General features: G+C 57.0%; 21 protein-coding genes and 1 tRNA gene. 14 read left to right on the top strand and 8 right to left on the bottom strand.

Annotation, left to right across the window (positions count from 1 at the left end; genetic code table 11):
* Window positions 1–5: 5 nt before the first annotated feature.
* The 4 genes from EOV40_RS03940 (at window position 6) to EOV40_RS03925 (ending at window position 5,085) form a co-directional block, all read left to right on the top strand.
* Window positions 6–1,328, top strand: a complete 1,323-nt coding sequence (locus EOV40_RS03940) for an RsmB/NOP family class I SAM-dependent RNA methyltransferase (protein ID WP_050819524.1) — start codon at window positions 6–8, stop codon at window positions 1,326–1,328.
* Between the two features lie 73 nt (window positions 1,329–1,401).
* On the top strand, window positions 1,402–2,079 hold the full coding sequence (rpe, locus tag EOV40_RS03935) for a ribulose-phosphate 3-epimerase (RefSeq protein ID WP_128105111.1): 678 nt from the start codon (window positions 1,402–1,404) through the stop codon (window positions 2,077–2,079).
* 99 nt (window positions 2,080–2,178) lie between these two features.
* On the top strand, window positions 2,179–3,966 hold the full coding sequence (locus tag EOV40_RS03930) for a heparinase II/III family protein (RefSeq protein WP_128105110.1): 1,788 nt from the start codon (window positions 2,179–2,181) through the stop codon (window positions 3,964–3,966).
* Between the two features lie 9 nt (window positions 3,967–3,975).
* Window positions 3,976–5,085: a glycosyltransferase family 4 protein gene (locus tag EOV40_RS03925; protein ID WP_128105109.1), complete on the top strand. Its 1,110-nt coding sequence runs from the start codon at window positions 3,976–3,978 to the stop codon at window positions 5,083–5,085.
* 26 nt (window positions 5,086–5,111) lie between these two features.
* On the opposite strand, the gene EOV40_RS03920 is transcribed toward EOV40_RS03925, so the two are convergent.
* The 6 genes from EOV40_RS03920 to EOV40_RS03895 form a co-directional block, all read right to left on the bottom strand.
* Entirely contained in the window at window positions 5,112–5,630 is a 519-nt protein-coding gene (locus EOV40_RS03920) for a hypothetical protein (RefSeq protein WP_012812746.1), read from the bottom strand.
* A 159-nt stretch (window positions 5,631–5,789) separates the two neighbouring features.
* A complete protein-coding gene (dnaQ, locus tag EOV40_RS03915; protein WP_128105108.1) occupies window positions 5,790–6,464 on the bottom strand; it encodes a DNA polymerase III subunit epsilon in 675 nt (224 codons plus the stop codon).
* Entirely contained in the window at window positions 6,461–7,048 is a 588-nt protein-coding gene (gene coaE, locus EOV40_RS03910; protein ID WP_128105107.1) for a dephospho-CoA kinase, read from the bottom strand. The genes dnaQ and coaE overlap by 4 nt, the downstream gene beginning before the upstream one ends.
* Window positions 7,049–7,064: 16 nt before the next feature.
* Window positions 7,065–7,931, bottom strand: coding sequence for a shikimate dehydrogenase (locus EOV40_RS03905; protein WP_128105106.1), 867 nt, complete (start codon window positions 7,929–7,931; stop codon window positions 7,065–7,067).
* Window positions 7,928–8,707 (bottom strand): N-formylglutamate amidohydrolase, encoded by a 780-nt coding sequence (locus EOV40_RS03900; protein WP_128105105.1) that lies wholly within the window; start codon window positions 8,705–8,707, stop codon window positions 7,928–7,930. Before EOV40_RS03900 ends, EOV40_RS03905 begins: the two co-directional genes overlap by 4 nt.
* Window positions 8,708–8,809: 102 nt before the next feature.
* Window positions 8,810–9,130 carry a hypothetical protein gene (locus tag EOV40_RS03895; RefSeq protein ID WP_003625146.1) on the bottom strand — a complete coding sequence of 107 codons (321 nt, stop codon included), beginning with the start codon at window positions 9,128–9,130 and terminating at the stop codon, window positions 8,810–8,812.
* A gap of 239 nt (window positions 9,131–9,369) precedes the next feature.
* On the opposite strand from EOV40_RS03895, the gene argH reads away from it, so the two are divergent.
* From argH to EOV40_RS03860, 7 genes are all read left to right on the top strand, one after another.
* Window positions 9,370–10,818 carry an argininosuccinate lyase gene (gene argH / locus EOV40_RS03885; protein ID WP_128105104.1) on the top strand — a complete coding sequence of 483 codons (1,449 nt, stop codon included), beginning with the start codon at window positions 9,370–9,372 and terminating at the stop codon, window positions 10,816–10,818.
* A 3-nt stretch (window positions 10,819–10,821) separates the two neighbouring features.
* On the top strand, window positions 10,822–10,965 hold the full coding sequence (locus EOV40_RS14960; RefSeq protein ID WP_019089984.1) for a hypothetical protein: 144 nt from the start codon (window positions 10,822–10,824) through the stop codon (window positions 10,963–10,965).
* Between the two features lie 116 nt (window positions 10,966–11,081).
* Window positions 11,082–12,425: a diaminopimelate decarboxylase gene (lysA, locus tag EOV40_RS03880; RefSeq protein ID WP_128105103.1), complete on the top strand. Its 1,344-nt coding sequence runs from the start codon at window positions 11,082–11,084 to the stop codon at window positions 12,423–12,425.
* Window positions 12,422–15,223: a DUF4175 domain-containing protein gene (locus EOV40_RS03875; protein WP_128105102.1), complete on the top strand. Its 2,802-nt coding sequence runs from the start codon at window positions 12,422–12,424 to the stop codon at window positions 15,221–15,223. Before lysA ends, EOV40_RS03875 begins: the two co-directional genes overlap by 4 nt.
* Window positions 15,224–15,310: 87 nt before the next feature.
* A complete protein-coding gene (gene galE / locus EOV40_RS03870) occupies window positions 15,311–16,297 on the top strand; it encodes a UDP-glucose 4-epimerase GalE (protein WP_128105101.1) in 987 nt (328 codons plus the stop codon).
* A 16-nt stretch (window positions 16,298–16,313) separates the two neighbouring features.
* Window positions 16,314–17,048 (top strand): trypsin-like serine peptidase, encoded by a 735-nt coding sequence (locus EOV40_RS03865; RefSeq protein ID WP_208729297.1) that lies wholly within the window; start codon window positions 16,314–16,316, stop codon window positions 17,046–17,048.
* A 112-nt stretch (window positions 17,049–17,160) separates the two neighbouring features.
* Window positions 17,161–18,144, top strand: coding sequence for a zinc-dependent alcohol dehydrogenase family protein (locus EOV40_RS03860; RefSeq protein ID WP_128105099.1), 984 nt, complete (start codon window positions 17,161–17,163; stop codon window positions 18,142–18,144).
* Between the two features lie 15 nt (window positions 18,145–18,159).
* Here the strand turns inward: EOV40_RS03860 and EOV40_RS03855 are convergent, their stop codons facing one another.
* Window positions 18,160–18,492, bottom strand: coding sequence for an ArsR/SmtB family transcription factor (locus EOV40_RS03855; protein WP_128105098.1), 333 nt, complete (start codon window positions 18,490–18,492; stop codon window positions 18,160–18,162).
* Between the two features lie 96 nt (window positions 18,493–18,588).
* Between EOV40_RS03855 and EOV40_RS03850 the strand changes: the two genes are divergently transcribed.
* The gene (locus EOV40_RS03850) at window positions 18,589–19,680 is read left to right on the top strand and encodes an NADH:flavin oxidoreductase/NADH oxidase (RefSeq protein ID WP_128105097.1); all 1,092 of its coding nucleotides are present in this window, start codon (window positions 18,589–18,591) and stop codon (window positions 19,678–19,680) included.
* Between the two features lie 59 nt (window positions 19,681–19,739).
* Here EOV40_RS03850 and panB read toward each other — a convergent pair whose 3' ends face one another.
* Entirely contained in the window at window positions 19,740–20,558 is an 819-nt protein-coding gene (panB, locus tag EOV40_RS03845) for a 3-methyl-2-oxobutanoate hydroxymethyltransferase (RefSeq protein ID WP_012812736.1), read from the bottom strand.
* A 185-nt stretch (window positions 20,559–20,743) separates the two neighbouring features.
* Between panB and EOV40_RS03840 the strand changes: the two genes are divergently transcribed.
* Both EOV40_RS03840 and EOV40_RS15215 read left to right on the top strand, forming a co-directional pair.
* Window positions 20,744–20,829, top strand: a tRNA-Tyr gene (locus tag EOV40_RS03840).
* Between the two features lie 314 nt (window positions 20,830–21,143).
* The gene (locus EOV40_RS15215) at window positions 21,144–21,395 is read left to right on the top strand and encodes a hypothetical protein (RefSeq protein WP_244297001.1); all 252 of its coding nucleotides are present in this window, start codon (window positions 21,144–21,146) and stop codon (window positions 21,393–21,395) included.
* Window positions 21,396–21,401: the final 6 nt, after the last annotated feature.

Genomic DNA, 21,401 nt, shown 5'->3' with positions numbered 1-21,401 from the left:
GTCTTATGAACACACCAGCACGCGCCCCCCGTTCCCCAAAACGTGGAAAAGGCCGCCCTGCCCCTCCGCAGCCTGATCCTACGCGCGATATCGCCTTTGATATTCTGTGCGGCGTGGTGGAACACCGGCGCATGCTGGAAAACAGCCTGTCTCGCTCTGCCGAAGCACATAAGGCCGAACCGAGAGACAGAGCCGCAGCACACCGCTTGGCCGCAGCCACGTTGCGCCACATGGGCACGCTGCGCACTGTGCTAGAACCGTTTTTACGCAAGGAACCGCCAGAACCCGTACGTGTGGCGCTGATGATTGGCTGCGCGCAGCTTCTGTTTTTAGAAACACCTCCGCATGCTGCTGTTGGCACCACTGTTTCCCTGCTGCGTCGGCGTAAGCTGGCCCCATTTGCCGGGCTGGCCAATGCCGTGCTGCGCAAGGTAGCGGCAGAAGGGCAAAACGTGCTGGAAGGGCTGGATCAGGCGCGGTTGAACATTCCCGCATGGCTATGGAGTTCATGGAGCGTGCTAGGCCGTGGCGTGCCCCGCGCCATAGCTGAGGGAATCAGCCATGAAGCCCCGCTGGATATTACCCTGCGCCCCGGCGCCACAGCGCCGGAGGGGGGAAGTGTTCTACCCAACGGGTCTGTGCGTTATCCGGCTGGCACACGCGTTGCTGATCTGGCTGGATATGAAGAAGGCGCTTTTTGGGTTCAGGATGCAGCAGCCACTCTTCCTGCGCGCCTCCTGAACGTGAAGGAAGGTGAAAAAGTCGCAGATTTGTGCGCAGCACCAGGTGGCAAAACCGCACAGCTTGCTGTCACCGGCGCGCAGGTTGCCGCTATTGAAAACAACCCCAACCGCATGGCGCGACTCAAGGAAAATATGGCGCGCCTGGGCCTTGGCAATGTTGCTACCCTGCAAGCAGATGCAGGCACGTGGCAACCTGATGCCCCGCTTGATGCCATTTTGCTGGATGCCCCTTGCTCCGCTACAGGCACGGCACGCCGCCACCCAGATGTTTTATGGGTGAAACGACCGCGTGATTTAACAACACTCACCGCCGGGCAGGATCGTTTGCTGGAAGCCGCCAAAAACATGCTGCGCCCCGGTGGCCGGCTGGTTTACGCCGTGTGCTCCTTGCAGCAGGAAGAAGGGCCAGACCGCGCCCGCGCCGCAGAAGCCATGGGGCTGGTGCCAGACCCGTTTACGCCAGAAGAACTGGCCTTTCTGCCAGAAGCCAGAACCCCCGAAGGCTGGCTGCGCACCCACCCCGGAATGTGGGCAGACAAAGGCAGCATGGATGGATTTTTTGCCGCACGCTTTATTCGCCCATAACATTTGCAAAACTGTTTGAAAAAATACCAATCCTACGGTTGCGCACAAGCGTAGGATTGCCGATAAACAGGGTATGCGCCCTGTATCTTATCCCCTTATCGCCCCAAGTGTTCTCGCTGCCGATTTTACACGGTTGGGAGAGGAAGTTTCAGCACTCAAGCAGGCTGGGGCAGACTGGGTGCATCTGGATGTGATGGATGGGCATTTTGTGCCCAACATTTCGTTCGGCCCTGCTGTGGTGAAAGCGCTGCGCCCCTGCTCTGATCTGCCATTTGATGTGCACCTGATGATTGCACCGGTGGATCCGTATCTGGAAGCTTTTGCACAAGCCGGGGCAGACCAGATTTTAATTCACATTGAAGCCGGGCCGCATACTCATCGCTCCTTACAGCGCATTCGGGATTTGGGAGCCAAGCCGGGCATTGTGCTGTGCCCCGCGACACCGCCAGAAGCCATTAGTGAAGTGCTGGATCTGGTAGATATTATTCTGGTGATGACTGTTAACCCCGGGTTTGGCGGGCAGAAGTTCCTGTCCAGCCAGCTCCCCAAAATCCGGCGTATTCGGGATATGATCACCCAAAGCGGACGCGATATCCGGCTGGCTGTTGATGGCGGTATAGATGCCGCAACCGCCCCACTGGCCATAGAAGCCGGCGCCGATGTGCTGATTGCCGGGAGCGCCGTATATGGCAAAAAAGACTATACAGCCGCCATTGCTGCCTTGCGCCCACATGTTGCCAAGCCAAAATAAAGCCACATCCGGCAAATAAGTCATTCCTTGCATGAATATTCTGCCATAACCCGATCACAACTTTTTCCACACCTGCCTTGATGGAGTTCTGAACTTCCAATGCCCCTGCGTCGCTGGACCCGCGGAGCCCGCCTTGCCTATGCCATGCGCAACCCCTTGGGAGGGTTTGCCCGCGTGCCGGCAGCCCCTGCCGTTGCTTTGCGGGATCTGTGGTCCGGAAACGCTGCTGGGGGTGAACAGCTTGTTCGCAACCAGACACTTTTTGAAGGCACCCAACGCCCTCTGATTGAAGGGGAATGGGATAACCCGCAATGGCCAGAAGCCTACCGCCGTTGGTTGCAGGGTTTTACGTGGTTGCAGGATCTGCGTGAACTGGGGGCTGAATCTGCCCGCATCAAGGCCCGTACGCTGGTGGCACAGTGGATGGAGCAAACCCCGGCAGAACGGCCTATTTCAGACCCATCCATAACGGGTGCGCGCTTGGCGGCTTGGCTGGGTTGTTACGAATTTTTTGCTGCATCGGCAGATGATTCCTTCCGCCAGCAGCTTATGGCATCGCTGATTATGGAAGCCCGCTCCATCATGGCGCTCATGCCAGAGGAAGCCAAAGGCTGGCGTGCCCTTACCGCCCTTAAGGGGCTGCTGGCTGTTGCGGTTTCCCTGCCTGATTATCCAGAATTTCTAACCCGTTATCTGCGCCTGATTGATAGCACCATCAGCCAACAGATTTTGCCCGATGGCGGCCACATTACCCGCTGCCCGGAAGACCTGTTGCAGTGCGTGCGCGAGCTGGCTGAAATGCTGTATATTCTGCAGGTTGCCCGCGTGCCGTTGCCCACCAGCGTGTTGGATGCCGCCAACCGCAGCGCCCCGGCCCTGCGCGCCATGCGGCATGGAGATGGTGGGCTGGCCCTGTTTAATGGCAGTTGTGAACAAAACCCCCAGTTTATCGAACACGTGCTGAGCCGCGCATCCCGCACCCGCGTTGTGGCGGCTGGCCTGCCAGAATCTGGCTTTGCACGCCTTAATAATGGCCGCGCCTTGCTGATTGCTGATGCTGCCTCTGCCGCCCCTGCGGGTTATGATGGCAGCGCGCATGCGGGCATGTTGTCCTTTGAATTTTCATCCGGCAGGCAACGGCTGATTGTAAATTGCGGCAGCAGTATCCAGCGCGGTTGGGCGGAAGCCTTGCGTTACCCGGCTGCACATTCTGTTCTGGAACTGGCTGACCTTACCCCCATGCGGTTTGATGCCAATGGCGGTATTTCTCAAAAACCACAGGTTACACGCCAAACATCCGTGCAGGATGGTGTGCATTGCCTGAGCATGACGCATGATGGCTACAAGCCCCAAGGCGGTGGCCTGTATTCTCGCAAGATTTATCTGGATAAAGACGGCACGGTTCTGCAAGGCATTGAAAAGCTGGAAGATGTGAGTATTCCGGTGCCGCTTTGCATCCGCTTCCATCTGCATCCTGATGTCAGCATTGAGCAGGAAGAAGATGGCTACCTGCTGCACACGCCGGAAGAAACATGGTTCTTCTGGTCTGACGCGCATATTGAAATAGAAGAAAGCGTTTATCTGGGGCAGGGAAAATGCGAGGCCACGCGGCAATTCGTGCTTACCCCTGCACAGCCCGATCAGAACGATGAAGATGTACACTCTTCTCCCGAAAGTGAACCGGAAGAAGACACCGAATTCGCCACGCCCCCCGATATGCCAGAAGAACAGATGCCCGTAGTGCCAGAAGTTGGTTCTGGCCTGTTGGCTGATCCTTCCACCCCAAAGGCGCACGGGTTGGAAAACACCTTGCTGCCCCCCCCGCCTGTGCCGCAGGCCCCAAGCAAACCGCCTATCCGCTGGTCGCTTTCCCTCAAGAACGCGTAATGGGCTGACGTGAAAATTCTGGAAATTACAAACGTCGATTTTTCACTCACCCATTTTCTACTGCCCCTCATGCGGGAGTTACGGGCTGAAGGGCACGAAGTAATCGGCGTTTGTGCAGATGGCCCTTTGCTTCAACACCCCAGAAACGAGGGGTTTCGGGTTGAAACACTGCCCTTTGCGCGTTCATTTTCCGTGCCCGCGCAGCTACGAGCCTTTTGGGCGCTTGTGCAGCTTATAAAAAAAGAAAAGCCGGATCTGGTGCACGCACATATGCCCATTAGCGGCATTCTGGCGCGTGCGGCAGCCAAATTGTGCGGCGTGCCGCGCATTGCCTATACGTGCCACGGCTTTTTGTTCAACCAGCCCGGCTCCCGCCTACGGCGCGGATTGGCATTGGTGCTAGAAGTTTTGTGTGGGCGCATAACCGATGTGTACCTGACCGTCAGCCGTGAAGAAGCGCAGGATGCCAAACGCCTGCATATTCACCCCCACCCGGTTGCTATTGGCAATGGGCGAGACCCGGCCCGCTTTCACCCAGATGCGCAAGCCAGAACCCGGATCCGCATAGAACTGGGCACACCTGCGCAAACACCCGTAATTATTGTTGTCTCTCGCCTTGTGCGCCACAAAGGGTATCCAGAACTCCTGGCCGCCATGGAGCAGGTGCCAGATGCAGAGTTATGGATTGTGGGGGAAAGGCTGGCATCGGACCACGGTGCCAATATGGCGGAATACCTCGCCAAAGCACGTGTGGCACTTGGCCCACGGCTAAAATGCCTTGGTTATCGGGCAGATATTCCGGCCTTACTGGCAGCAGCAGACATTTTTGTGCTGCCCAGCCATTTTGAGGGCCTGCCCATGTCTATTATCGAAGCCATGCTATGCGGGCTGCCTGTTGTGGCCACCAATATTCGGGGCTCGCGCGAGCAGGTTGTACCGCATGAAACAGGGCTGCTTGTACCACCCGGCACCACGGCAGAACTGGCAGAAGCCCTTACAACGCTGGTGCAGAACCCAAGCTTGCGCCAGCGCATGGGCGCTGCCGGGCTGAAACGCGCCTTGCGCCTGTTTGATGAAAAAACAATTCTACAAACCACCACGCGCCTGCTGACCCACTAAAACCAGCAAGCGCGGGAGTAATGTATTTAGTGGGCTGATTTCTGATCAACCGGTGCGGTTGCAACAGGGGTGCCGACCTTATTCAGCAAATGAATTGTCAGGCGGGAAGGCGATGCCGCAATACGCCCACCTGAACGACATTCATCCAGCCGGATGCGCACGCCATCATTATTTTCCATCAGCAGGCCGCCAACGCCACGGCCAACTGTGGCCTCACCAGAAAGTGCCCAGAAGGTACCTTCAAAATCTTCAATACGCTGAAGGTTGTACACCTTGCCCACACTGTGGCCAGAGGAATACCCAACAGCAATGGCGGAAGCCCCCTTGATTTCGAACGGATACTGGCGGCCGCCATATGTCAGCACACCCCGGCCCCATGTATATCCTACGCCCAGATCCGCCGAACGCGTATTAAATGTAACTGTTGCCGTAACTGGACCGAGCATGGTTTCTGCGCCCGCAGGCATGAACCATGCTCCGCACAGCGCCAAGGCAGCAGCAAAATGGCGGGATGCAGAACGCATCAAAGGGCTCCCCGAATTCATTGAAACAACTTACCTTTTCCGTTGCGTGAAAAGCGGTGGAAACGGCTGACAAAACATTTTTGTACATTTCGTCACGTTTTATAGAATCAAGGATGGCATACCCACCCGCCCCTGCAAAGCCCTTTTCGCAAGAATTGACGACACGGTTTGAATGTGCGGTCAGAGCTCCCAGACAGGCTCTTTCAAACCCGCAACAAATGCCGCATGCGCTGCCAGTTCTTCTGCCGTTGGCTGCACACGCACAACCTTGCGGTTCACGGGGCCTTCATACATGACAGAAGGCAGCTGCCCATCTTCCGCCATCAACCCCAGCCCATGCTGGCGGCCGCCCATAAGCTCCACATACACATCGGCCAGCAATTTGCAGTCCAGCAGCGCGTTATGGGTGGTTCGGGCTGAAAGATCTACGCCAAAGCGGCGGCACAAGGCATCCAAACTGTTGGGCATGCCGGGAAAGCGCTCACGCGCCATATCCAGCGTATCCACCATACGGTCCAGACCCAGCGTTTTCTTGCCAGCGCGTTTCAGCTCCGCATTCATAAAGCCAAAGTCAAACCGGGCATTGTGCGCAATAAGCGGATCATCCCCCACAAAGGCCAGAAAATCATCTGCAATTTCGGCAAATTTGGGTTTGCCTTCCAGATCTGCCCGCGTGAAGCCATGCACGCGGGAAGCCTCCTCCGGCACATCGCGCTCAGGGTCTATCAGCGTGTGAAAGTTCCGCCCGGTTGGCAAGTCTCCCACCAGCTCAAGGGCCGCAATTTCAATCACCCTGTCACCCGTGGCCGGGTCCAGCCCCGTGGTTTCCGTATCAAACAGAATGGATCTTTTCATGCCCTCAGGCTCCTGATGAACTGGCGTACCTGCCGTTCTGTTTCTCGCATACTGCCACCGGTGCGGATAACCTTGCCAGCCTGGCGCACGCGTTGGGCATCTGGCATTTGCCGGGCTATCAGCTTGCGGGCTTCGGCAGGTGGCATGCCGCGCCTTTTGGCCACGCGCCGCGCCTGCACCCAATGTGGGGCAGATACCACCAGCACATCATCACATTCACGCTGGGCGCCTGTTTCATACAGCAGCGGAATATCCAGCACCACACAACGCGCGCCCTGCAAGCGTTGCGTGCGTAAAAACCGTGTACGCGCAGCCCGCACCATGGGGTGGATGATGTGTTCCAGTTTTTTCAGCAACGCCGGTTGTTTTATCACAGCCTGCCGCAATACGGCTCTATCCAAATGCCCGTTTTGCACGGCATGCGGCACCAGTTGGGCGATGGCAGGCAAAGCGGCCCCATGATCTGCCTGCAGGCGGCGCACTTCGGCATCGGCATCAAACACCGGCAAGCCCGCACGCTGCAACAATGTGGCCACGGTGCTTTTGCCCATGCCCATACCGCCGGTAAGGCCCAGAATTTTCATGCCCTTGCTGTAACCCTCAGAAACTTTCCTGCACAAAAGCTTCCGTGGCGGCATCCACTTCCGGGTTCACGCCATACCATTTTTCAAAACCCAGCCGTGCCTGATGCAACAGCATACCAAGCCCGCCCAAAGTGCGCAGACCAGCAGACTGAGCCTCGGCCAACAAAGGTGTTACGCGGGGCACATATACAATATCTGCCACCACCAGTTCCTTGGCTGCATGCGCCAAGGAAGGCCGAAACGCAGCATCTGGGCCACCTTCCATCCCCAAAGACGTGGTGTTGACCAGCAGGCTAAACGCGCCAAGGCGTTCTTCCCACGCATTCCATGGCACCACGTCCAGCCCCGGCAAGGCTTTTGCCAGTTCTTCTGCCCGTCCTTGGGTGCGGTTGGTTACGGCAACACGCAGGCCACAATCCTGCAAAGCCGCGGCAACAGACCGCGCAGCACCGCCCGCACCCAGTAGCAGAGCCTGTGCCTGTTTGGGTGGGTTTAAGCCTGCGGCTTCCATGCTGGCTACAAACCCTGCGCCATCGGTGGAGTAACCATGAATTTTGCCGTCATCTTCAAACACAAGCGTGTTCACGGCCCCTGCGCGCTGGGCGGAATGGTCCAGCACATCGGCAATTTTAAAAGCGGCTTCCTTGTGCGGAATAGTTACATTCGCGCCCCGAAAGCCTGCTGCCTGTAGGCCCAGAACGGCTGCCACAAACGCATCTGGCTCAACCGGCAGCGGCACATAAGCGCCATCCACACCGTACCGCCACAACCAGTAATTGTGCAGCACGGGGGAGCGCGAATGCGCAACGGGCCAGCCCAGAACACCCGCCAGCTTGGCCTTGCCCGTAATAATCTGCGGCTTGGCTGTATCTGTGGCGGTCATGCGTTTTCTCCATACTGTTCACAAAACTGCTGCCATGCCTGTGGCAGCAAACGGGCCAGACGGTTTGCCCATTCGGTCTGCCCGGCATCATCGGCTATCAGATCCTGCCGGATTTCAATTTCAATATGTGGCAGTTCGCGCTGCTCACCATGCTGGGGAATAGTGTAGTCTGATGTATCTGTAAGGGCGTAGGGCTCGTTATCCCCCACCACCAAGCCATCCTTTTGCAAAAGAGCGATCATGATACGGGCCAGCCGGGAATCATGATTATGCAAAAGCCCGGCATGCCATGGGCGCTGTTTGCCGTGCATGAATGGCGTAAAACTGTGTAGCGCCACAACCACTGTCTGGCGGCCAGCGGCCACATGGGCATCCAGTTCCTGCCGGATACGGGCGTGATAGGGGTGCAGAATTGTCTGCTGCCGCCATTCCCGGTCCTGCGCCGAGATATTCTGGTTGCGCGGCACTGTTGTGCCATCGCTCACCTGGACGATGGAGGTTGGGTGGCCGGGGGCACGGTTACAATCTATCACCAAGCGGGAATAGACCTGCTCAATCAACACAGCGGGCAGCAGGTCAGCCAGTTTGCGGCCCACACCATCTATGCCGATATCCCAACCGATATGGCGCGCACGTTCCTGCGCACTTAGCCCCAGATCACCCAGTTCAGGCGGAATGGCACGGCCTGCATGGTCACTTACCAGCACAAAGGGGCCACCTTCATCCCGGCCATGCACCACAAAACTTTCTGCCATCAGCACCTGATCAACAGACATGCCTTTCCACCTCCTGCATCGCGCGGCATGGTGCGGAAAAAGCAGGGTAACGCCCCACCCTTTGCGCCATGCCGCAGAACACTCGTGTTCGGGTTTGAAAACTTATTTGGCGGAAGATACCACAACAGCAGCCAGATCTGCCTGTGCACGCACCTGCCCTGCGTCTTCCCCCGTCAGGCCTTCTGCATCCAGCCCGCTATCATCCAGTTCGTACACCAGATAAGCCGGATCTGCGCCATCAAGCGATTCTTCGCCGCCAACATCGTAGCTACGGGCTGCCACATATTCCGGCCCACGCATTTTACCTTCCAGGCGCTCAACAGCCACAACAGGGCTTTCTGCGCGAATAACTTCCAAAAGCACATTCGGGCCGGGATCAATCACGGCAAAGGTTGTAAGCTTATGTGGTGTTGTCATGTTCATGAACTCCCTGAATTTCACTTGCTTTTAAGCAGAGAAATGCCGCCGGGCACAGCCCTTTCCCGCACAGCAGCACACAGAACAGCCCCGCCGCAGGATCGGCCCTGCCACACCCTTTGCCAAAACCGGCATTTGCGCCCTAGGGCGCGCAACATTACTGTGGCATCTTTGCATCCGCGCCGCGGCAGTATAAGCCAACGCCTGAGCACATCTTACGCAGCAGGACGGAATTAGGGCCTAAAATGTCTCTGAACAGCCAGAACAGCACGGAAACGGAAAACCAGAAAAACGCCAATGTCCAGTGGGGCGGGCGGTTTGCCGGTGGCCCTTCTGAGATCATGCAGGCCATTAATGCCTCCATCGGCTTTGATAAGGTGATGTGGAAGCAGGATATTGCCGGCTCCCTCGCCCATGCCGCCATGCTGGCGCATGTGGGCATTATCTCCAAGGATGATGAAGCCACCATCCGCAAGGGGCTGACAGAAATCGGGCAGGAAATTGCGGCTGGCAACTTCCCCTTTTCCGAAGCGCTGGAAGATATTCACATGAATATCGAAGCCCGTCTGTCTGACCGGATTGGTGAGGCCGGAAAACGCCTGCACACCGCCCGCTCCCGCAATGATCAGGTTGCAACAGATTTCCGCCTGTGGGTGCGTGACGCCATTGATGGGCTGGACCAGCAGGTAGCCGCCCTTATGCGCTCCCTCGCCCGCCGGGCAGAGGAACACGCCGCCACCCCCATGCCGGGCTTTACCCACCTGCAAACCGCACAGCCCGTAACATTCGGCCACCACCTGATGGCGTATGTGGAAATGCTGGCGCGTGACCGGGGCCGTCTGGCAGATACACGCAAGCGCCTGAACGAATGCCCGCTGGGTTCTGCCGCGCTGGCTGGCACATCCTTCCCCATTGATCGGAAGATGACTGCCGAACTGCTGCATTTTGACCGCCCCACCGCCAATTCTCTGGATTCTGTATCCGACCGTGATTTCGCGCTGGAATATCTTTCTGCGCTGTCCATCATGGCCATGCATCTTTCCCGCATGGCGGAAGAAATTGTGATCTGGTGCTCCTCACCTTTCTCCTTCATTCGCCTTTCTGATGCGTTCACCACCGGCTCTTCCATCATGCCGCAAAAGCGCAACCCGGATGCAGCAGAACTGGTGCGCGCCAAAACCGGCCGCATAACCGGCAGCCTTGTCAGCCTGCTGACGGTGATGAAAGGCCTGCCACTGGCCTACGCCAAGGATATGCAGGAAGATAAGGAACCCGTGTTTGAAGCCACGGATGCCGCAGCCCTCTCCCTTGCCGCATGTGATGGCATGGTGCGGGATATGACAGCCAACACCGCTCAGATGCGTGCGCTGGCAGGTTCCGGCTATTCCACCGCTACCGATATTGCAGACTGGCTGGTGCGGGTGCTGAAAGTGCCTTTCCGCACTGCCCACCATGTAACAGGCCGTCTGGTAGCCAAGGCCGAGGAAAAAGGCGTGGGGCTGGCAGATCTGACATTGCAGGAAATGCAGGCAGAAGAACCCGGCATTACAGATGATATCTATTCGGTTCTCAGCGTAGATGCCTCCATTGCCTCACGCACCAGCGAAGGCGGCACCGCACCGGGCAACGTGAGCGCACAGGCGCAGCGCTGGCTGAAAGCTCTGGGTGCAGAACCCACCACAGCGGGGCAGTAAACCATGAATTACCGCCTGATTTTTGGCCTTGCGCTGGCCACTATCTTGTTTCTGCCTTTGGCAGCCTGCGGCAAAAAGGGCACGCCACATCAGCCCGGCCCGCAAAATAAAATTACCTACCCGCGGATGTACCCACCGGATGAATAAGACCACAGTGCGCATTATATTGGTTTGATACTGCACCGCACTTCGTAACCAGCCATGCCGAGTTTTTCTTGGCGTGGCCTCCTGCTCCTCTTTTACAATCAGGGCTTTTACGCCTCATGGCCGAAACACCTGTTTATACCGATGCCGACCCAACACTGGCAGAACTGTTAAAAACACACCCGCAGCTTACGGTTGACCCCACCTGTGGGCTGATGCTGGAAGGCGTGGCCCTGAACGCCATAGCTGATTCTGTTGGCACGCCCTGCTGGGTGTTGGGGGCTGGCACGCTGCGCGCACGTATGCGGCGCATGCACACCGCCATGCACAATGCCGGGCTGGATGTTTCCATCCACTATGCCGTGAAAGCCAATGATCATCTGGCTATTCTTACCCTGATCGGTCAGGAAGGTTTTGGGGCGGATATTGTAAGCGGTGGTGAACTAGCACGCGCTCTAAAGGCCGATATTCCGGCAGGCCGCATTGTGTTTTCCGGCGTTGGCAAAACAGATGCCGAACTGGAGCAAGCCATTAGCCACGGCATTGGCCAGATTAACGTGGAAAGCGCGGAAGAGCTGGAAGCTATTTCTACCATTGCCAGCAAGCTGGGCAAGCAGGCCACCATTACGCTGCGCGTAAACCCGGATGTGGATGCCAAAACCCACGCCAAAATTACAACCGGGTTGGCGGCCAACAAATTTGGCATTCCGTTTCAGGATGCCGCAGCACTGTATGCTCATGCATTCACCCTTCCCGGTGTGCAGCCTGTTGGGTTTGCTACCCATATTGGCAGCCAGATTTTAACCACGGCTCCTTATCGTGCAGCCTATGCCCGCGTGGCGGAACTGGTGCGCACCGTGCGTGCTGCCGGCAATGCCGTAAGCGTTGTGGATTGTGGCGGCGGCCTTGGCATTTGCTACCGCAATGAAACCGAAGGGCAGCCCGAAGCCCTTGCTGGTGCCATTAAGGCAGAACTGGGTGATCTGGGCGTAAAGCTGGCTATTGAGCCGGGGCGCTGGCCCATTGGCCCGGCTGGTGTGCTGCTGAGCAGCGTGATCCTGCGTAAGGCACATGGCATGGATGTGCCCTTTCTTGTGCTGGATACGGCCATGAACGAACTGCTGCGCCCCAGCATGTATGATGCGTGGCATGGTATTCTGCCGCTGGCACCGCAGGCGTTCAGCCAGCCTGTTTCTCTGGCCCATGTGGTTGGCCCCGTGTGCGAAAGTGGAGATACATTTGCGCGGGACAGGCTTTTGCCCCCGCTGGCACGCAATGCACGTATAGCCCTGCTGGATACAGGCGCGTATGGTGCGGTTATGAGCTCCACCTACAACAGCCGCCCGCTTGCTGCAGAAGTTCTGGTTGAAGATGGCCAGTGGCAGGTGATACGCCAAAGGCAGAGTGTTGAAGAACTGTGGCAGGATGAAACTGTGCCCCCCCACCTTGCCAAAGCCACATGAACCAAGGCGGTCTGCACCAATCCCTGACCGCCTCTACCGCTGAGGATGGAGCGCTGGCGGAGCGCCTTGCCACTGCACGCCGCCACGCCACCATTGTTTTGCGGATAGAACGGTTGTGGCCTGCGTTGCAGCCCACTCTTGCCCTGCTGGGTATTTATTGTGTGGCGTCTTTGCTGCGTATTCCTCAGCACCTGCCAGATGGTGTGCGGCTGCTGCTGGTGGCAAGTTGGCTGAGCTTATGTGGCTGGCGGCTGCACAAGGATATTGAAAACCTTGCGCCCCCCACCTCAAGCGAGGTTGATCGGCGGATTGAACAGGCATCCGGCCTCCTCAACCGCCCCCTTGCTACGCTAACGGACCACCCTGCGGGCACAGCCTCGCAAAGTTCCAGCACCTTATGGCAAGCACATCAACAGCGCATTCTGGCATCACTCGGCACGTTGCGGGCCGGTTGGCCGCGCCTTTGGCCACAAGGCCGAACACGGCAGATTGGTGCTTGGGTATTGGTGGCAGCCCTTGCTGGCACCGCCGGGCTTGCGGGGGCCTCCGCGCCGGGGCGTATTCTTGCCGGGTTTATTCCGGGGCGGGATGACCCTGATGTTCCCTTCCCACGCGTAGAGGCATGGATAACCCCACCCGCTTATGCGCCAGATGCCCCGGTTTTTCTGGGCAATATCAAAACGCCACCCCAAACCCCGCAAGGGGCGCACCTCACCGCTATTGTTACAGGCTTGGCCTCCCACCCCACCTTGCGGGAACAGGGCGGCATGGTGCTGCATGATGCCACACGCCATAAGCTGGATGCCCATAGCTGGAAGCTGGATGTGGTGTTGGAGCATTCTGGCACCGTACGCCTTACAGGCCGTGGCCGCACATTGGCCCAATGGCCTGTGACCGTTCTGCCTGATGCAGACCCCAGCGTGAAATGGGGGCCTAACCCCGGTTCTCCCCGCAAGGAAGAATGGCGCACACTTCTGCCGTATGAGGCCAGCCATGCCTATGGTTTGGCATCCCTTAAGGTGGAGTTACATCTGGCACATGCCAAGCATGGGCCGGAACGCGTGCTTACCATTCCCCTGCCTCTTGTTGGGCACCCCAAATCTGTAAAAGGCGCTATCAGCCCAGATCTTTCGGAAGACCCGTGGGCGGGTGAAACCGTAATCGGCCGCGTGGTGGCCACCTCTGTCAGTGGGCATGAAGGCAAAAGCGCTTCTGCCACATTCCGCATGGGCGCACGCACCTTCCATTCCCCCATTGCTCGCGCTTTGCTGGATGTACGCAAACGCTTTGCTCTGGGGCAGGAAAGCCGGCAGGATGCGGCATCAGATCTGGAAGCACTAGCCGATGCCCCCGGCCCCGTGCGTGAACATACCGGCATGTTGCTGGCACTCAGCAGCGTGGTGGCCATGCTGGATGACAGTCTGACAGATATCGCCACTGCCCGCGCAGGCGCCACAAACCTGCTGTGGGATCTGGCGCTGGATATAGAAGACCGCCGTAATGGGGATGATGCCAGTGCCCAGGCATCTATTGATGTACGTGCAGCCCAAGCCGCTGTGGCACAGCAACTCCAGCACATGCGCCAGGATGGACAGCAAGGGCAACAGGCCCAGCAGGAACTGGAAGACAGGTTAAAAACCCTGCAAAGCGCCATCAGCCGCAAAATGCAGGCACTGGCCAACCAGGCCATGAAAGATCATACGGTTATTCCCGATCTTCCGGGCTTTACCAGCGCGGGTAATCAGGCTTTTTCCCGCCTGATGCGTCAACTTCAGTCCGATGCCACCAATGGCCATGCGGATGAAGCGCTCAAGCGTTTGCAGGATATGGAAAACGCCACCGAGCGCATGCGCAACGCCACACCGCAGGATATGGCAAACTTGGCGCAGCAGATGTTGGCACAGCAGAAAATGCGTGAACAGGCAGCCGCCCTGCATGATCTGGCCAGCAAACAAACTGCCCTGTTGGACCATGCGCAATCTCGCCTTGATGAAAACCTGAAAGCGCAGGCCCAAAAGCAGAGTGATCTGGCAGACGATGGTGATGGTGAGGCCGATTACGCCAACATGCCCACATCCGAACTGTTGCGCCGTTTAGGCCTGCCCATGCCGCCGGGTTCGGAAAACGCACCGACCGCGCCACCCCCTCCGCCCGCGCAGCCCGAAACACCACCAGCCATGCCCGACCCTGCCAAAGCAGAGGCACAGGCAGCAGCCCGCCGCAATGAACGCGCCATGCAGCATGCGCTGGAACACGCGCTGGATGAGCTGAAAGACGAATTCAAGGATCTGACAGGCAAAACCCCCGCCGCTTTTGATGAAGCCCGCAAAAGCATGCAGGATGCCCGCAAGGCGCTGGCCGATGGAGATGATGCCGCCGCCGCCAATGCTGAAGAAAAAGCATTGGAAGCCCTGCGCAAAACCCGCCAGCAAATGCAGGATGCCGTTAAGGGCAATGGCAAAAACAGTATCCCCAGCTTTTTGCCTGCACTTGGCAGCCCGTCTGATGGATCTTCCGGCTCTGGTAGTGCATCCGATGGGCAGAATGGTTCTGGCACACCGTCTGATTCCTCAGAAAATCAGGAGGAAGAAGACCAACAGGGCGGCAAGCGCGATCCGCTGGGCCGCAAACTGGGTGAAGGCAAGGATCAGACCGAAGATGATTCCACCCACATTCCAGATAACGTGGCCCGCCAGCGCGCCAGAGAAATTGAGCAGGAACTCAGGCGACGAGATTCAGACCGCACACGCCCGCAGCAGGAACTGGATTATCTTGACCGTTTGCTCAAACCGTTCTGAAACAGGGACTGAGCAAAATATTCTGCCCGACTTATCAGCAAGATAGGTGGACATGACTTTTTACATTGCACGGAGCGAAAAGAGAGTATGGCACGTTTTCTGGTAACTGGTGGCGCTGGGTATGTTGGCAGCCACGTTGTTCTTGCCCTGCTGGATGATGGGCATGACGTTGTTGTGCTGGACAACCTACGCACTGGCCATCGCGCTGCCGTGCCTGATCAGGCCACTTTTGTGCAAGGTGATATTTCAGACATTGCCTGTCTGGATAAAGTTCTTTCCTCCGGCCCGTGGGATGGCATTTTGCATTTTGCAGCGCTTTCTCTAGTGGGAGAAAGCATGCAGAACCCCATGATGTACATGACAGCCAATGCAGGTTACGGCTTTGGTTTGATTGATGCCTGTGTGCGCCATGGTGTGAAACGCTTTGTGTTTTCCTCTACCGCCAACCTGTTTGGTTCCGCCGGGGAAGGCCCGATTAACGAGGATTCTCCCATTAACCCCGGCTCCCCTTATGGTGAGAGCAAATATATGGTGGAACGCGCCCTGTACTGGGCAGATAAAATTCATGGCCTGAAAAGTGCGTGCCTGCGGTATTTCAACGCTGCCGGAGCAGATCCTTCTGGCCGTGCGGGGGAAGACCACCGCCCCGAAACGCACCTGATCCCGCTGGTTATTGATGCCGCCCTGAAGCGCCGCCCAGCCCTTACCCTGTTTGGTGAGGATTACCCCACGCCAGATGGCACCTGCATCCGTGATTATGTGCATGTTACAGATCTGGCGCGTGCCCATCTGGCCGTATTGCCGTTGCTGAATGATAAAAGCGTGGTGTTTAACGTTGGCACAGGGCGCGGCAATTCCAACCGTGAAATTATTGATGCCGTGGGCCGCGTGAGCAATCTGGAAGTGCCTTGGCAGGCAGGCCCGCGCCGTGCAGGGGATCCAGCCAGCTTGGTTGCCAGCCCTGCCCGCCTGATGGAAGCTACCGGTTGGGCACCAGAGTTTACGGATATTGATCGGATTGTGGAAACAGCCTTCAACTGGCGCAAAAACCACCCGCAGGGTTATGGCGTGTAACCTTCTTTTTTCCTGCATGGTGGCATTTGCCGCTGCCATGCAGGCCACTTTTATGGGCCATGCAGCCTTGGCAGAAGGCCCTGCCTATCGCACGCATCTGGCTGGTGTAGGGCTACATGATCCGCGCCAAAGAGTGGATGCCACGCAGCCGCCTTGGTCTGCCGTGGGGCGTGTGCAAACAGAACTGGGCAGCAGATGCACTGGTTTTCTGATTGCGCCTAACGTGGTGGAAACCGCCGGGCATTGCCTGTGGCTGAGCCATGTGCGTGGGTTTGTACAGCCCCAGAGCGTGCATTTTTTACGTGCCTATACGGGTGAGCATTACATGGCCCACGCCCGTGCTGTGCAAATTATTATTCCCCCCGGTTATAGAACGGATCAGGAAAGTAATAGCGGCGGGTTAGACCATGCCACGCTTATTCTGGACCATGCCATTGCCAAGCCGGATGAGGTTTTTCATATTGATACCCCATTACAGGCCCTAACACCCGGAATGCCTGTTGTATTGGGTGGGTATGAACAAAATCAACCTGATATTATTACCGCTGATCAGAACTGCCATTTTTTAAATACAACCCAAGATGAGGGCGGCAACCCTTTACTGGTGCATGATTGTGCTGGCACGCATGGCAGCAGTGGTGCGCCCCTGCTGTTTCATAATCAGGCCGGGTGGCACGTTATTGGCGTGCAGGTGCAGGCATTTACCAATGGCGCAGGCGGCCGCGCCGTGCCTCTTTTAAGCCAGAACTAAAAAACACGCCCTTAAACTGCGACAGATCAAAGACAGCCCATGTTCCCCTGCGCAGGGTAGGCTTCGTTCTGGTAGAAATACCAAGGTTTGATACCGCAGAAAGGAAACCTCCATGTTTGCCATGCGTCTGCACCAGCCCAAAACACCCTTGCAATGGGAGGAAGTGCCAGACCCGGTGCCCGGCCCCGGTGAAATTCGGGTAAAAGTGCTGGCCTGCGGTGTGTGCCGCACAGATTTGCACGTGGTGGATGGAGACCTCACACACCCCAAGCTGCCCATTATTCCCGGCCACGAAATTGTCGGGCGGATTGATCAGATTGGCTCTGGCGTTACCTCTTTATCTGTTGGGCAGCGCGTGGGTATTCCGTGGCTTGGGCACACATGCGGGCACTGCTTTTATTGCAGCGATCATCATGAAAACCTGTGTGACCACCCCGTATTTACCGGATACACGCGAGATGGCGGTTACGCCACAATGGCCGTGGCCGATGCGCGTTTTGCCTTCCCACTAGGGGAAGAAGGATCGGCCGTAGAAGTGGCGCCCCTATTGTGCGCCGGGCTTATTGGCTGGCGTTCCTTGGTAAAAACCGGAAATGCGCAAAAAGTGGGGTTATATGGCTTTGGTGCTGCGGCCCATATTATTGCGCAGGTTCTGGTCTGGCAGAAAAAGCAGGTTTACGCCTTTACCCGCCCTGGTGATGCAAAAACCCAAGCCTTTGCGCGCGAATTAGGAGCCACATGGGCCGGAGGTTCTGACGAACTGCCGCCTGAACAACTGGATGCCACCATTATTTTTGCACCTGTAGGCGCCTTGGTGCCAGCAGCCCTTAAAACCCTGCGCAAAGGCGGGCGCGTAGTCTGTGCAGGTATCCATATGAGCGAAATACCCGCTTTTTCTTATGATATCTTGTGGGAAGAGCGCGAAATTGTATCCGTTGCCAATCTCACCCGTCAGGATGGGTTGGATTTTCTGTCCATCGCGCCCAAAATTGGCATTCACACCACCACAACCACATACGCCTTGAAAGACGCCAACAAGGCGCTGGATGATTTACGGCATGGACGGTTTGATGGTGCCGCCGTGCTGGTGCCCTAAGCCCAGATCAATATATCAGGCCGGTTGCGGATCAGGCATTTCCTCTTGCTCCGCAGCGGCCAGAATAGCTGCCAGCAGGCCGGGAAAGCGGGCTTCCATATCCTGCAAACGCAGGCTGTTCATATGCGTCACGCCCACAACTTCCGTGCGCAACAAACCAGATTTACGCAGCACCGCAAAATGGTGCGAGATAGAAGATTTGGGCCGCCCATCCTGCAATGGCGCACAGGCCTGAGGCTGATGCTGCATCAGCTTTTGCACAACAGAAAGCCGAAAAGGGTCTGCCAGCGCGTGCAGAATACCCGCCAGTTGGAACTCTTCGGGGGCAGGATGATCATACTGCTTCATGAGTTGTGCCCAAGCCCTTAACTCTTGCCTTCAGGATTAGTTCGATTATAGTCGAACTAATGGTCGTGCAGACCTGATCCGTAACGGAGACTACGCATGCCGACACTGTTTGATACCTATACCCTTAAAGATATTACCTTGCGCAACCGTATTGTGGTTGGCCCCATGTGCCAATACACGGCGCAAGAAGGCGTGCCGAATGATTGGCACAGCGTGCATTACCCCACACTGGCCCGTGGTGGTGCAGCACTTGTTGTGGTGGAAGCCACAGCCGTTTCCCCCGAAGGGCGCATTACCCCCAACTGCCTTGGCTTATGGAATGATGAGCAGGCCGCAGCTTTTGCCCCTATTACAGCAGCTATTAGCAAAGCAGGCGCTGTGCCGGGCATCCAGCTTGCCCATGCCGGCCGCAAAGCCAGCGCGCACGTGCCGTGGGAAGGTGATGACCATATTCCGGAATCAGACCCGGCAGGATGGCAACCCATTGCCCCCTCTCCCATAGCATTTGGGGCCAACCTGCCCCGCGTGCCCACGGAAATGACATTGGATGACATTGCCCGTGTAAAAGCCGATTTTGTGCGTGCCGCAGAACGTGCGCGAGATGCCGGGTTTAAATGGCTGATGCTGCATTTTGCCCACGGTTATCTGGCGCAAAGCTTTTGGTCCACCCACTCCAACAAACGTACAGATCAGTATGGTGGATCTACTGAAAACCGCGGCCGCTTTTTACTGGAAACGCTGGAAGCCGTGCGCGCTGTATGGCCCGAAAACCTACCTCTTTCTGCGCGCTTTGGCGTGATTGAATTTGATGGGCAGGATGAGCAAACTCTGGCGGAATCCATTGCCCTTGTTGAGAAAATGAAAGGTGTAGGCTTGGATTTTCTGGATGTCAGCATCGGGTTTTCCACGCCCACCGCCAACATTCCATGGGGTTCCGGGTTTATGGCTCCGTATGCTCAGCGCGTAAAACAGGAAGCTGCGCTGCCTGTCACAACCTCATGGTACATTAGCGAAGGCCGACAGGCTGATGCACTCATCCGCACAGGTGCGCTGGATTTGGTAACGCTTGGTCGTCCCTTACTTGCCAATCCGCACTGGCCGTATGAAGCCGCACGCACTTTGCATGTGAAAGATGCCGGAAAAGTTCTGCCACCTTCTTACGGGTGGTGGCTGGCGCGTTATCAGTAACGCAGAATTACGCACGTGTTCCGGGCTTTGCCTCAGATGCCCGGAACACGGCGGGAAACTTATTTTTTCTCTGGCATTCCCACACATTCAGCCGGGCCGGGAAAGCTGCGGTTGCGCACGGCCTGCGCGTATGCAGCGGCTGCCTGCTCAACTTCCTTGCCCAGATCAGCAAATTTCCTCACAAACCTGGGCGTGAAATCCGGGAACAACCCCAGCATATCTTCGGTGACCAACACCTGCCCGCCACATGCGGGAGAAGCCCCAATGCCAATGGTGGGGATATGCAAGATTTCGCTAATCTTGCGGGAAAGTGGCTCCATTGTGCTTTCAATCACCACCGCCCACGCGCCAGCGTTTTGCACGGCACGCGCATCCGCCAAAATCTGTTCGGCTTCATCACCACGGCCAACGGTGCGGAAACCACCATGCGCATGCACAGCCTGCGGTTTCAGCCCAATATGCCCCACAACCGGAATACCGCGCTGCACCAAAAACTGAATGGTCTCGGCCATTTCCTGCCCACCTTCCAGCTTTACGCATCCGGCACCGGTTTGCGCCATAATCTGCGCCGCCACCCGGAACGCCTGCTGCGGGCTTTCCTGATAACTGCCAAAAGGCATATCCACTGCCACACAGGCCCGCTGGCTGCCCCGCACAACAGCCTGACCATGCGCTATCATCATTTCCGGCGTAACGGCCAAGGTAGACTCCATGCCGTACACCACCATGCCCACAGAATCCCCCACCAGCAGCAGATCACAATGCGCATCCAGCAAGCGGGCCATGGGGGCCGTATAAGCGGTAAGAGACACGATAGGAGCATCCAGCGCCGCCAAAGATCGCGGTGTGTGCCGCTTGACTGTTTGATGTCTGCTCACGCGTATTCTCTCCTTGTTTCAGTTCAGGATCGTGGATCAAAAAGTGAGGGCAGCTTTCCTCTATCCCCTTCGGCTGTCCAGCCCTGCCATGGCCCGAAGCAGAGCAAAACCACAAAAAGAAAAAGAATGTCCTTCAAAGCATTGACAATACTTCTCCAACCCTTTAGATCACGGCTCAACAAATCGGAGGGATGCCCGAGTGGCTAAAGGGGGCGGACTGTAAATCCGCTGGCGTACGCCTACGTTGGTTCGAATCCAACTCCCTCCACCATTTTCCTTAAAAATATTCAATAAAAACAAAAAGATAGCGGTCGCTTATTGAGCGTTACCCCTCTTAAAACAATCAACATAAACACTCACAAAATCAGTATCTTATATTTTTGCATGCTCCAATCATGCAACTTGGATGCGGGTCTTCCCTGTCGAATGGATAGGGAGCCATCAACCTGCGGCAATGCTTATCCCATTCCTAGCCTTGTGCCATTAACCATTGGGAACTGGGGTTCCCAAATATAAGGCAAGGTCGCTTGGCCTGGTCCGAAGATGGCACGACGAGGCTATGCTTCTGCTGGAAGGACGATATTGATGATGCGCGCTCTCCTGAGCCTGATTTGTGCCATCTGTATCGGCGGCACCGCACACGCGGACGCCAAGCCGGTGTCTTTGGAGGAGCAGTCTTACAACGGCAATACGATGTTCAACGAGGAGCTTGATGGAAAAGCGTTTCTCAATGGGCGGCTGATCGTGCGCGTCGAGCGTGTTTCGACCTGTGTATCGGCGGTCTGGACCCGAAGCGGAGGCGGCGGATCGGCGCTGCGGCGCGACCTGCTGGAATAGGACAAG

Source organism: Acetobacter oryzoeni, from assembly GCF_004014775.2.
GTDB classification, from domain to species: Bacteria; Pseudomonadota; Alphaproteobacteria; order Acetobacterales; family Acetobacteraceae; genus Acetobacter; species Acetobacter oryzoeni.
This window is presented reverse-complemented; position numbering and strand designations above follow the sequence as displayed.